This is a genomic window from Desulfobulbus rhabdoformis (genome assembly GCF_016919065.1).
In the GTDB taxonomy this organism is placed as follows: domain Bacteria; phylum Desulfobacterota; class Desulfobulbia; order Desulfobulbales; family Desulfobulbaceae; genus Desulfobulbus; species Desulfobulbus rhabdoformis.
In genome coordinates this window covers 39,385-51,918 of sequence record NZ_JAFFQA010000029.1, presented here as the reverse complement: position 1 = coordinate 51,918, position 12,534 = coordinate 39,385, and the positions used below count along the sequence as shown (strand labels likewise).

Genomic DNA, 12,534 nt, shown 5'->3' with positions numbered 1-12,534 from the left:
AGTCAATCTGCCGGATTTGAGAAAATGGTTGCGGAAAATGGCCACGCTAACCTCGTGAAAGGCAGGATACAGGGAAAACAGAAAAATTGTAAGAGTACTCGAAAGGTACTTTTTTTACCAGCCCATTGTCAATAGGTTTGTGCAGCTTGCAGACCTTGGCGCTTTCTGGTATTGCTGCCGCCATGAAACTGCTTATCACTCTTATTGGGCTCATACTTATATTAGAAGGGCTTCCCTATGTGGCCTCACCTGAATCCATGCAGCGGTGGCTGCGCCAGATTCAGGAGTTGGCACCTGGGCAACTGCGCCGTTTTGGGCTGTTTGCCATGGCACTCGGCTTTCTTCTTTGCTTTCTTGCCCAGCGAAGCCCCCTGTTTAACTAATACTTGAATCCGTGACGACGGGTGAAACTGAACAAGACATAAAATTTCCCCCAAAAACGTCACGTTGGAAGGATGCGTTGTTCAGTGCTCATCCGCCATCACTATTCAGGTAATATTCCCATCTTGTCGCAGGCCAGGAAAACAGGCGAGCGGGGCGACAAAACTTATCCAAACACCATTTTGATTCAGGGGTGTTGTAATGGTCAATTATTTTTTTCTCGATAACAAGATGGTAATGATGGAGAGTGGAAACAGCTCCATCAGTCCCAATATTTTTTGGATTGACCTGATTAATCCCACCCAGGATGAAATTGCACAGGTGGAACAGGATTTTCGGGTTGAACTATTCACCAAGCAGGAATCCGAAGAGATCGAATCCAGTTCGAAATATGTGGAAACGGAAGATGAGATAGGTATCAACCTGAACTTCCTCATTCCCGAGGAAAATACCTTCTCAAACGAGCCGGTCTCGTTCATTCTCAAAGATAAGATTCTGATTACCCAGCGTTCCCATGAATTCCGTTCGTTTTCTGAAACCTACCGAAAACTGCGTGCTATTAAGCCCGTGGATGGTGAAGATATTTTTCTGGCCATCCTCGAAACCCGCATTGACTACGATGCCGACCTGATCGAGCATATCACCGATCAGATTACTGCCATCAGCCGACAAATCAGTGTGGACAAGGATCCGGATCGAGAACTGCTTTTAAATATTTCCGCGTTGCAGGAAACGACCATTGCCATCCGCGAGAACATTGTGGAGAAACAGCGCATTATCTCCTCGCTGCTCAAGAGCAAGATGTTTCCCAAGGAAGATTACGAAAACATGCGCATCATGATCAAGGACGTAGGTTCGCTTCTGGACCATACCTCCTTTAACTTTGAGCGCTTGGAATTTCTCCAGAACACCTTTTTGGGTCTGGTCGACATGGAGCAGAACCGGGTTATCAAGATCTTCACCGTTGTTACCGTAATTTTTATGCCACCAACCCTCATTGCCAGTGCGTATGGTATGAACTTTAAGTTCATGCCGGAGCTTGGCCAGGTCTGGGGCTACCCCTTTGCTATTTTACTCATGATGCTTTCCTCGGCCATGACACTGCTCTTTTTTAAACGCAAGAAGTGGCTCTAGAAATCTCACGGATTCAGGCATATATTTGAGGTCCGTCGTATGAAAACCAAAACACTCTATATTATTGCTCTTATCGGTGTCATTGTCTGGCTTGCTGTCCAGACCTTCCAACCCTCGCTCCACGATCCCAATGCTGTCCCGCGAACAGTGACCGCGCGGGGCGATCTCGCCAGCGACGAACAAAATACCATTGATATCTTTCGCAAATCTGCGCCTTCGGTGGTCTACATCACCAGCATCGCAGTGCGCCGTGATTTTTTCAGCCTGAATGTCTATGAGATTCCCCAGGGAACCGGATCGGGCTTTATCTGGGATACACAGGGGCGTGTTGTCACCAACTACCATGTGATCTCCGATGCCAGCCGTCTGGAGGTTACCCTGGCTGATCATTCGACCTGGAAGGCTGTGCTTGTCGGCGCGGCCCCTGACCGGGACCTGGCTGTCCTGCAGATCAATGCACCGGCGGACAAACTGCAGGCCATCGCTATTGGCGAATCCGACAATTTACTTGTCGGCCAGAAGGTCTTTGCCATCGGCAACCCCTTTGGTTTGGACCAGACCCTGACCACTGGTGTGGTCAGCGCCCTGGGGCGTGAGATCAAGGCCGTGACCGGACGGACGATCCATGATGTTATCCAGACCGATGCTGCCATTAACCCTGGTAACTCCGGTGGGCCGCTTTTGGATAGTGCGGGCCGTCTGATCGGGGTAAACACTGCTATTTACAGCCCTTCCGGCGCCAGTTCAGGCATTGGCTTTGCCGTGCCCGTGGGCGAGGTGAACCGCGTGGTCCCGCAGATCATCAGCAAGGGAAAGATGATTCGACCGGGGCTTGGTATCACCCTAGCGAACAGGCGTCTGACTCGGGAGTTGGGCCTGGAAGGAGTGATGGTGTTGCGGGTCTTGCCCGGATCAACAGCGGCCAGGGCAGGTTTACGTGGGACCACCCAGAAGCGTGAGGGATTGGTCCTCGGGGATATCATCCTGGCGGTGAATGGCAAGGCTGTCAAAGATTACGACAGCCTACGTGATGCAATCGAACGCTATGATGTCGGGCAGCAGGTCACGCTCACCCTAATGCGGGATACGTCCCCTATTGATGTGGCGGTAGAACTGGAGGCGATGGATTAGATCCTTCCCGCTCTCTTAAGAGAGCAGGGAGGAGGACCGGCGTTTCTTGTTATTGCGGCTGATGCGGCCGATGATCCAGCCGACGAGCAGCACCATGGAGCCTGTGAAAAACCACTTGATCGATTGATTTTTGCGCAAGACCGTATTCTCGATCTCTGCTTCGGAGAGCTGTTGTTGTAATGACTCGATCTGTTCTTTGGCGCTGTTGAGTTCCCTGCGGGTATTGAGCGCACTGGTCGGGTCCCCCACCACTGTCTGGTATTTATCGGCCAGGGTACTGCGATCGGTGGTGCAGGCCGTGAGTTCTTTTTTCAGCCCTTCATTTTCTTTGTTCAGTCGCTCGGATTCAAGCACCGGGTTGATAATATTCCCCTCCGCATCCTTTTGCAGGTGGATGTTGGCCTCGGGAATCACCGGTTCATGGTCAAGGTAGCGGGTTCGAACCCAACCTTCCATGTGGTTTTGGAGCTGCACATGGGACCAGATTTTCTCCTTTTTTAATACTTCCACAGAGGTGCCCATGTTGATAATGGCAACGGCTTTGGAGTTGTCGCTTTTACTTGTCCGCACCGCAATGTTCATATTGGGCTTGATGTAAAAGGTTGTATCCACCGCCTGTGCAGTCGATGCCAGGAAGAGACCCGCTCCGCAAAGCAACGGCAGAATGCGGTTTGTGGGTACTGCTCTTCTCCGGGGTTTCTTTGTCTTTTGTCGAGGTACGCTGTCCTGCTGGTTTAACACAATCTCTCCTTTTGGGTTTTATTATCCCTGGGTAGCATGCAGTTTCTTTTTTCGAATCAGGGCCAATTCACGCATGTTTCGGGCCTTGTCCGATTCATCGACAATCTCCCGCCCGATGATCTCTTCGATGATATCTTCCATGCTGATGACACCGGTGATACTTCCGTATTCATCAACCACAACAAAAAGGTGCTGGTAACGTTCAAAAAAATCAACAAAGATACGATCAAGCGGGGCTGTTTCCGGCACAAAATGAACCGGGCGCATGATCTGTGAGAGTTTGACGCTCTCCTGACCGACAGCCATGGCCATGAGAACATCCTGACTCATGACCAGCCCGACCACATTATCAAACTCGCCATCGTAGACCGGGACACGGCTGTGCATCCGCCATTTTCCTTCCATCTTGGCCGCCTCCTTGATGGTTAAACTCTGTGAGGCCGTGAAGGTAACGGTGCGCGGGGTCATGACCTGGCGGACTGTTTTGTCGCCGAGCTGCAGAATGTTGGCAATCACCTTTTCCTGGTCTGCTTCGATCTCGCCTGATTTACAGCTGAGACTGGCAATGGTTTTAAGCTCTTCCGCGGAGATATGATGAGTTTTCGGACTGTTGGGGACCAGCTTGGTCACAATTTTCGTCATCCAGATAATGGGCCGTAAGACCAGAATCATCACATGCAGGGGCATGATGATAAAGGGGGCGACCTGACGAGAAAAGGTGACTCCAATAGTCTTGGGCAGTATTTCTGCAAAGAGCAGAATAGAAAGGGTAAAACAGACCGAGAACCAGGCCAGTCCCTGTTGCCCGAAGAGGGCAACTGCCGAAGCTCCGGCCACCGTGGCACCAATGGTGTTGGAGATAGTGTTCAGTGCTAAAATCGCGGTAATGGGCTGCTCGATATTTTCTTTAAACTTACGCAGTTCAGCAGCCTGACGCGGATGGGTCTGCGTCATGAGTTCAACCTGCGTTGTTGAAAGTGAAAGCAGCGTGGCCTCAAATAAAGAGCACATCAACGATGTGAACAGGGCACAGCTGATGGAAAGAATAAAGACGATGAGCAATGGTGCCTCCACGAAAAAGAGAGAAAAATACGGTCAGGTATCGTGAGTGTGGAAAGTTTTGTCGATTGAGCTTCGATCTATTTTTGTGTAAGAGACTACAATAAACAGTTCTCGCAGGTTTTAAAAGCGCGAATGTACTACTAGTATAGGAGGAAAACGTCCCGTGGACACCGACACATTGACAATCCAGGTCTTTGCGCAGAACCCCAAAGATTTTTCTGGAGATCTTCTCGTTTACTTGGTGGAGGAAGATATTGCCCACCTGGGAGATTTCGGAAAACCGCTCAATCCTGTTCTGCAGCAGATCTGGAGTACCGGAGACTTTAAAGGAAGCAAAAAACAGACTTTTCTTTTTTATCCGGCGTTACTTGATAAAAAGCAACCTGTGGCTGCAAAGCGGGTGCTGTTGGTTGGTCTGGGGAAGCAGGACGATGATATTAATATCCGGCGGGAACAGCTGCGTCTTGCCTGTGGCACCATCGCCAAACAGGCGGCCTCCATCAAAGCAAAGGATGTCTTGCTGGTGTTGGCCAAGGAGTTTTTGCTGGATGCCGAGGAGATTGCCCAGTGCAGTGTCGAGGGGGTGATGCTTGGGAGCTATCGTTTTGATACCTACAAGCAGGACAAAGAAGGTGATGATGCCCCGGTACGCTTGGAGCGGTTTGCGCTGCATCATGGCGGGCTTTCAGCATCAGCAGTCCAGAAAGGACTTGAGCGGGGACGTATCATCGGCCAGGCAACTTTGGCTGCCCGCGACATGGCCAACCAGCCGGGGAACGGCTGGACTCCGAACCATTTTGCTGAGTATGCCAAAAAACTGGCCAAAAAGACCTCGCTCAAATGCAAGGTGCTCGATAAATCTGCCCTGCAGAAGCTCGGCATGGGAGGAATCCTCGGGGTAAATCAGGGCTCTGCCCAGCCACCTGCCCTGGTCGTAATGGAGCATAAGACCAGTAAAAAGAATCCAACCATTCTTCTGGTAGGAAAAGGGCTCACCTTTGATTCCGGTGGTATCAGCATCAAACCGGGCTCAGGCATGGAAGACATGAAATATGACATGTGCGGTGGCGCTGCCGTTATGGGGGCTATGCAGGCCATTGCCGAGATCGGGCTTGCCAATGTCAATGTCATTGGTCTGGTCCCGGCAACGGAGAATTTGATTGGATCTGCCTCGCTTAAACCAGGCGATGTGATCCGCCATTACGGCGGCAAAAGCTCAGAAATAATCAACACCGATGCAGAGGGACGCTTGATTCTTGCCGATGCCCTGGCATATGGTATTGAAACCTTTGAGCCTGATGCAGTGATAGATCTGGCCACCTTGACCGGTGCCGTCATCATTGGTTTGGGACACCATCATACCGGCTTGCTTGCCAATAACGATCAGTTGTGCAATCGTCTTCTTGATGCTGGCTCCCAGGTGAGTGAGCCGCTCTGGCGTCTGCCGCTTGGTCCTGAGTACCGCAAGCAGATGGATTCGCGTGTGGCGGATATAAAAAATGCAGGCAGTGACCGCAGCGCCGGTTGTATCACCGCAGCCTGTTACCTGCAGGAGTTTGTCGGTGAGACGCCCTGGGCCCATATGGATATCGCTGGAACAGCCTGGGATTTTACCGAAAAGACATATATACCCAAAGGCCCTTCCGGTACAGGCGTGCGTACGTTGGTGGCCTGTCTGAGTCAGTGGGAACCATTGAAGCCAGCGGAGAAAAAATAACCTGAGCACTCACGGGTTCAGATGTGAAAAAACTGAATCCGTGACGGTCGGTTGTTATTGAACAACGTAGGTATCTTCTCATTTCGCAACCCGCTTATACGAGGGAAATAATATGCTATCAAAACGAAAAGGAATTACGGTCAGCCGCCAGATTATGGATGATCAGCAAATGCATCCCGATGCAACCGGTGAGTTGACCGGTCTGTTGAACGATTTGGTTGTTGCCGGAAAAATTATCAGCGCTGAGGTCAATATGGCCGGGCTTGCCGATATTCTTGGTCAGTCCGGACGGACCAACATTCAGGGTGAGGACGTGCAGAAACTCGATGTCTTTGCCAACCAGACCATCAAACGGCGTATGGAGCAGTGCGGCCATGTCTGCGTTATGGCCTCGGAAGAAGACGACGATATTATTCCGGTTCTTGACGGCTATGAAGGGAACTACACCATTGCCTTTGATCCGCTTGATGGTTCCTCAAACATCGATGTCAATGTCAGTATAGGCACCATCTTCTCCATTCACCGCCGCGTCAGCGCATCAGGGCAGGGGGATGAGGGGGATCTTCTGCAAAAAGGCAGCAGGCAGGTTGCTGCGGGCTATATCATCTATGGGTCTTCCACCGTTATGGTGTACACAACTGGCAATGGTGTGCATGGGTTCACTCTGGACCCTTCTGTGGGCGAGTTTTTTCTCTCCCACCCGGATATCAAAATTCCGGAGACCTCACTCTATTACAGTGTGAACGAGGCCTATGCACACCACTGGTTCGACTCGACCCGGAACTACATCGAGTATCTGAAAACCGGTGGCGGTGATCGTAAACCCTACAGTCTGCGCTATATCGGCTCCCTGGTGGCGGATTTTCATCGCAACTTGGTCAAGGGCGGTGTTTTTCTTTATACCCGGGATAAAACCAGCGATGAGAAATCCGAAGGGAAACTCCGCCTTTTGTATGAGGCCGCACCACTGGCCATGATTGTTGAGCAGGCCGGTGGTCGTGCCATCACCGATGATGGGCGGAATATTTTGGAAATTGAGCCCAGGGGACTGCATCAGAGGGTCCCCCTGATCATCGGCTCCAAAGGGGATGTTGACCTTGCGGAGAAATTTCTTCGCGGCGAGATGGGCTGATAGCTATTCATGCTTGACAAATACCACCGGCGCTTTACTATGGTGGAAACTATTACACCAAGGGATTTTATCATGACACGTTCACTTGCTCTTCTTCTTCTCCTTAGCCGACTGCACAGGGAAACTGTGGCAGAGAGGGGAGGCGTGTCCTGACGGACCCCATCGTAACAGAGCCCTCAAAGCCACGGTTTCCAAACCGTGGCTTTTTTTTTGTGCTTTTATCGGAGAATGATTCACCCCGTAAGGCATAAGAGTGTCATTTTTGACTTTTTGACGGAGAACACAATGGATCAGGAATCGTTGAAAAAGTATCGTCCTTACCCGCAGGTCCAGTTAAAGGATCGGACCTGGCCGGATAAGGTAGTCAGCAAAGCGCCAACCTGGTGCAGCGTCGACCTGCGCGATGGCAACCAGGCACTCATCCAGCCGATGAACCTGGAGGAAAAACTGGAAATGTTCCAGCTTCTGGTTGAGATCGGTTTCAAAGAGATTGAGGTTGGCTTTCCCTCAGCTTCGCAGATTGAATACGATTTTCTTCGTCTCTTGATCGATGGCGGCCATATCCCTCAGGGAGTCGTCCCGCAGGTGTTGACCCAGGCACGCGAGGGCTTGATCCGCAAGACCTATACGGCCCTGAGCGGCTCCCCTGAGGGTGTTGTCCACATGTATAATTCCACCTCCACCTTGCAGCGAGAGGTGGTCTTTAAAAAGGGTCGTAAGGAAATCATCGACCTGGGGGTGGCCGGGGCCAAACTGGTGCATGCCCTGGCCAAGGATGTGGATACCAAGATTCGTTATGAGTATTCGCCCGAGAGCTTCACCGGAACCGAGTTGGACTTTGCCTTGGAGATCTGTGAGGCGGTGATGGATGTGTTTGAACCGACTCCGGAAAATCCGGTTATCCTCAATCTGCCTGCCACGGTGGAGATGTCCACACCCAATATATACGCCGATCAGATCGAGTGGTTCTGCCGTAACCTGAAAAATCGAGACTGCGCCATTATCAGTGTACATACCCACAACGATCGGGGTGCGGCGGTTGCAGCCTCCGAACTTGCGTTGATGGCGGGGGCTGACCGGGTGGAGGGAACCCTGTTCGGGAATGGCGAGCGGACCGGCAATGTCGATCTCCTGACCCTGGCTTTGAATATGTTCTCCCAGGGTATTGATCCGGAGTTGGACTTCTCCTCGATCAACCGGGTTGTCAATGTCTATGAGCGCTGTACCAAGTTAAAGGTGCCTCCGCGTCATCCCTATGCCGGTGAGTTGGTCTACACCGCCTTTTCCGGTTCGCATCAGGATGCGATCAACAAGGGCATGACCGCGCTTGATTTGACCCAAAGTTCGCTCTGGGAGGTTCCCTACCTGCCCATTGATCCTCAGGACCTGGGGCGGACCTATGAGTCCATTATCCGCATCAACTCCCAGTCGGGAAAAGGAGGAGTCGCTTATATTATGGATCATGAGTTTGGCTATAAGCTGCCCAAGGCGATGCATCCGGGATTTGGTCGGGTGATTCAGGAGGTTTCCGATGCAATCGGTGACGAATTGAGCCCGGATATGATTCTCCACACCTTTGAGAAGGAATACCTCTTTAATGCCAACGGATACGCCCTGAAATCATTCAATGTCATCAAACGGCATATTGAAGAGGAAGAGGAAAAATCAGTAGCCGAGATCGAAGCTGTTGTCGCCGTGCATGGAGAAGATAAAACCCTGCATGCTGTGGGTAATGGCCCGCTGGATGCTTTTTGTGAGGCATTACGCTCCGGTCTGGGGATGCAGTTCGTCCTCCACTCCTACCACGAGCATGCCCTGACCCAGGGAAGTTCGTCCAGGGCGGTGAGTTATATCGAGGTGTTGGATGCCGATAAAGAGAGCTGGTGGGGCGCGGGAATCGATACCGATATCATTGTCGCCTCGATTAAGTCGTTGTTGAGCGCTCTTAATCGCTCTTCTGCGAAAAAAAAGGAGTAAATCGATATGAAGCGATGTTGGAGTCTGATTGCCGGTGTTCTCATGGTGCTGGTTGCTGTGCAGCAGAGTGTAGCCGATGAGATCGGAGAGGTGAGCACCACCTTTAAGCTGATCGGTGCCAATAATAAGATCGTGATCGAGGCCTTTGATGATCCGGACATCAGCGGAGCTACCTGTTATGTCTCGCGGGCCAAGACCGGTGGTATTAAAGGCAGTCTTGGCGTGGCCGAGGATAGGTCCAATGCCTCAATTTCTTGCCGGCAAACCGGGCCGATTGTTTTGCCCGCTGATGTGAGAGCAGGCAAGGAGGATGGGAAACGGGTTTTTCGTAAATCCACCTCCCTGCTCTTTAAAAAACTGCAGGTAGTTCGCTTCTACGATAAGAAGCGTCACACCTTGGTCTATCTCTCCTATAGTGATCGCATCATTGATGGATCACCTAAAAATTCTATCTCCACCATTGTCCTGCCCCAGGCCTTTGCCGGGCAGCGGGGAATGATTCAGGGAAATTAAAGCTGTGTTCCTGCCTGCTTGTGCAGGCAGGTTTCCAGAAAGACGTAGCGCAGAGAAATAGGGGGCAGCCCAGGGGTTAGTTTCGAAACTAAACCCTGGGCTGCCCCCTATTTTTTTCCCTTCGCTACGGATTCAGGTTGTGCGTTGTAGGATTCCTATACATTAAATTTAGAAATCAGGAGTTGCAGTTGCGCTGCAAGTTCAGAGAGCGTCTCTGCGCTGGACTCCACTTGGAGAGCCCCTTCACCGACCTGATTGGACTGACTGCTTATGTCGTTGACATCCGAGGTTATATTGCCAACCTTTACAGAACTGTGAGCAACGTTTTGATTTACTTCAGAAATGCCCAGGGAGGCTTGGGCAATATTATCTGCTATTTCGGCGGTTGCAGCGGATTGTTCTTCAACCGCCGTGGCAATGGCATTGATAACTGAATTTATTTCCGTGATAACACTAGAAATTTGATTGATATCGTCAACAGTACCATTGGTTGTAACCTGCATCTCACCTATCTGATCTTTGATGTTGACCGTGGCTGCCGCTGTCTGCCGAGCCAACTCCTTAATCTCGTTGGCAACTACGGCAAATCCTTTTCCGGCCTCGCCAGCTCGTGCCGCTTCAATGGTAGCATTCAAAGCCAGTAGATTGGTTTGTTCTGAAATCTCTGTAATGGTTTCCGTGACCTGGCCAATTTTTTTAGCGGAATCGCCTAATTGTGCCATCTTGGCGGTGGTCGTCTGTGATTGCTGTACTGCCTCTTCTGTAATCACTCGTGCCTTTTCGGCATTATGAGCAATCTCATTGACCGTAGCGGTCATTTCCTCGGTAGACGAGGCGATCATATTAACGTTGGAGGTGGACTGCTCCATGGCTGCAGAAACAGATTGAATATTGTTATTCGTCTCTTCACTGGCTTGAGCCACCTCGGTGGATTTTTTCGCACTGTTTTTTGCCGATGACGACAGTTGTTTGGAGATAGAGGCCAGGTCGTGTGAGGAAGAGGATAATGTCGTAACTCCATTGGAAATATCGGTGAACATGGAACGCAAGTTAGTGGCCATACTATTCATGGCATCAAGCAGTTGCCCGGTTTCATCCTTGCTGTTTACCTGCATGCTGACGTTTAAGTTGCCCTTGCTCAGTTCACCGGCAACCCCAACAGCTTGTCGCAGGGGGGTGGTAATTGCACGGGTAACCAGAAAAGCGATGCCCAAGGCCAAGATCAAACCGCCGAATGAAGCCGTCAGCATGGTCTTTTTCAGGGTATCGGCAGAGTTCATGGCTTTGATCACCTCGCGCTCCGCGGTTTGAGAGTTAATCTCAATGACCTTGTCAAGCATGGCAGAGGCTTTGTCCTGGGAAGATTTGGCCACAACAACAAATTGATGCTCGGCTTCATGAGCCATTTCGTGGGCATTCTCAGCCAGCTCAATCAACCCATCGATCTTTTGTAACGTCTTTTCCATATTGGTGTAGACCAGAGTGGTGTAGACGGACCGAGCCTCCTCCAAATTGCCATTGGCAACGATTTTTTTTGAGATGCTTCACGCTCTCATGGAATTCCTGATGAACACTATAGATGTCCTGTAAGCGTTGTTGCAGAGCAGGGTTAGATGTCTCTAACGTTGCCATCCATTTTCCCATATTACACATTGTATGGTCCTCACCACCTTCGAAGACCTTGCCGCTTATCAGCATGTTTAAAAGAGATGTTGCCAGTTTGTAATGATCTCCACGAAAACGCTCCAGATCCTTATAGAGATCCATGGGGTTGCCTATGTCGAGCGCATCTATTTTTTTAATAATCTTCAGATAGGCGTTATTGTCTTTTTTCGCATCTTCCAAGGAAAGAATAAATTGTTGCCAGGCCTCGGTTTCTTCTTTGCCCTGTGGAAGTTCACTGTACTCTTTCCAGGCCGCCAAATATTTTTCGCGAGCTATGAGGATGTGGTCATACTGTTCTTTTCGTTGAGCTTTGTCTAATTCCAAATCTAGCAGGATGCCTAAAGAAGTCCTTACTTCATTACTATGTAACTTAATGCCCAATAAATGCTTAAGGGCAGGGAGACGCGTACTTCCTATTTCTGTTATGGATTTATCATTTTGAGTCAATCCGAAAAATCCAGTCAGCCCTAAAGACAGGGCGATAACTGCGAGTATTCCAAATGATAAAAACATCTTGGTTGCTAATTTTGCATTCTTCAACATCTTGAGTTTACTCCTCTTCGAAAAAAAACCATGGGCCAAGAAGGCCCATGGTTCTGTTTCAGACTTTTTTACTTTGGGGAATCTTGAATACTTGCTTTGATGTCCTATCTCGCGGAGTATACGCTTACCTGACCTTGAAAAAAATCCTCACTTCTAACCGGACACTCTCTAGTTTTTTGAGGTACAGGACGTTTCCGCATAGGATCTGTGTGTTACGACCTATTGGTACGTTGTATGTAAAAACAGGAGCGTCTGTCCATAAGGGAAATCCCGTATTTTTCATCAATACAAGTTGTCCTTGTGCCCGTGAGTGGAGATATTGGTTCACTCGTACGTCCAACTGAAAGTGGTCTATCATATTGATAGAGCAGGGCGTTTTATCGTATCATTCTGACAAGGCTTTCTTTTTCTTTTTCATGAGATTGGAAATATTTTTTGTAGTTTCAAGGTGTTGTCCTGTGTGAATTTTCTGGTGTGGATTTTGCTGCTTTGTAAGCAGGTTGAGCAAGCGGGCCCTGATCAATGAGGGCTAAGAGCG

The 12,534-nt window shown here is 50.0% G+C and carries 11 protein-coding genes; 7 read left to right on the top strand and 4 right to left on the bottom strand.

Features of this window, described 5'->3' with window-relative positions:
- Nucleotides 1-146: 146 nt before the first annotated feature.
- The 3 genes from JWJ90_RS15160 to JWJ90_RS15150 all read left to right on the top strand — a co-directional run bounded on the left by JWJ90_RS15160 (nucleotide 147) and on the right by JWJ90_RS15150 (nucleotide 2,646).
- A complete protein-coding gene (locus tag JWJ90_RS15160; RefSeq protein ID WP_240194969.1) occupies nucleotides 147-383 on the top strand; it encodes a DUF2065 domain-containing protein in 237 nt (78 codons plus the stop codon).
- Nucleotides 384-582: 199 nt separating this feature from the next.
- The gene (corA, locus tag JWJ90_RS15155) at nucleotides 583-1,515 is read left to right on the top strand and encodes a magnesium/cobalt transporter CorA (protein WP_205228081.1); all 933 of its coding nucleotides are present in this window, start codon (nucleotides 583-585) and stop codon (nucleotides 1,513-1,515) included.
- Between the two features lie 39 nt (nucleotides 1,516-1,554).
- On the top strand, nucleotides 1,555-2,646 hold the full coding sequence (locus tag JWJ90_RS15150; RefSeq protein ID WP_205228080.1) for a S1C family serine protease: 1,092 nt from the start codon (nucleotides 1,555-1,557) through the stop codon (nucleotides 2,644-2,646).
- A 15-nt stretch (nucleotides 2,647-2,661) separates the two neighbouring features.
- Here JWJ90_RS15150 and JWJ90_RS15145 read toward each other — a convergent pair whose 3' ends face one another.
- Together JWJ90_RS15145 and JWJ90_RS15140 are read right to left on the bottom strand one after the other, a co-directional pair.
- The gene (locus tag JWJ90_RS15145; protein ID WP_205228079.1) at nucleotides 2,662-3,387 is read right to left on the bottom strand and encodes a TIGR04211 family SH3 domain-containing protein; all 726 of its coding nucleotides are present in this window, start codon (nucleotides 3,385-3,387) and stop codon (nucleotides 2,662-2,664) included.
- Nucleotides 3,388-3,408: 21 nt separating this feature from the next.
- Nucleotides 3,409-4,449, bottom strand: a complete 1,041-nt coding sequence (locus JWJ90_RS15140; RefSeq protein WP_205228078.1) for a CNNM domain-containing protein — start codon at nucleotides 4,447-4,449, stop codon at nucleotides 3,409-3,411.
- Between the two features lie 163 nt (nucleotides 4,450-4,612).
- Here JWJ90_RS15140 and JWJ90_RS15135 point away from each other — a divergent pair, with 163 nt between their 5' ends.
- The 4 genes from JWJ90_RS15135 (at nucleotide 4,613) to JWJ90_RS15120 (ending at nucleotide 9,788) form a co-directional block, all read left to right on the top strand.
- Nucleotides 4,613-6,166 carry a leucyl aminopeptidase gene (locus JWJ90_RS15135; RefSeq protein ID WP_205228077.1) on the top strand — a complete coding sequence of 518 codons (1,554 nt, stop codon included), beginning with the start codon at nucleotides 4,613-4,615 and terminating at the stop codon, nucleotides 6,164-6,166.
- A gap of 112 nt (nucleotides 6,167-6,278) precedes the next feature.
- Complete coding sequence (fbp, locus tag JWJ90_RS15130) at nucleotides 6,279-7,298, top strand: class 1 fructose-bisphosphatase (RefSeq protein ID WP_205228076.1); 1,020 nt, start codon at nucleotides 6,279-6,281, stop codon at nucleotides 7,296-7,298.
- Nucleotides 7,299-7,583: 285 nt separating this feature from the next.
- Complete coding sequence (gene leuA / locus JWJ90_RS15125; RefSeq protein WP_205228075.1) at nucleotides 7,584-9,275, top strand: 2-isopropylmalate synthase; 1,692 nt, start codon at nucleotides 7,584-7,586, stop codon at nucleotides 9,273-9,275.
- Nucleotides 9,276-9,281: 6 nt separating this feature from the next.
- Nucleotides 9,282-9,788, top strand: coding sequence for a CreA family protein (locus JWJ90_RS15120; protein WP_205228074.1), 507 nt, complete (start codon nucleotides 9,282-9,284; stop codon nucleotides 9,786-9,788).
- A gap of 155 nt (nucleotides 9,789-9,943) precedes the next feature.
- Here JWJ90_RS15120 and JWJ90_RS15115 read toward each other — a convergent pair whose 3' ends face one another.
- Complete coding sequence (locus JWJ90_RS15115) at nucleotides 9,944-11,254, bottom strand: methyl-accepting chemotaxis protein (RefSeq protein ID WP_205228073.1); 1,311 nt, start codon at nucleotides 11,252-11,254, stop codon at nucleotides 9,944-9,946.
- A complete protein-coding gene (locus JWJ90_RS15110; protein ID WP_205228072.1) occupies nucleotides 11,217-11,996 on the bottom strand; it encodes an MCP four helix bundle domain-containing protein in 780 nt (259 codons plus the stop codon). Before JWJ90_RS15110 ends, JWJ90_RS15115 begins: the two co-directional genes overlap by 38 nt.
- Nucleotides 11,997-12,534 lie beyond the last annotated feature (538 nt).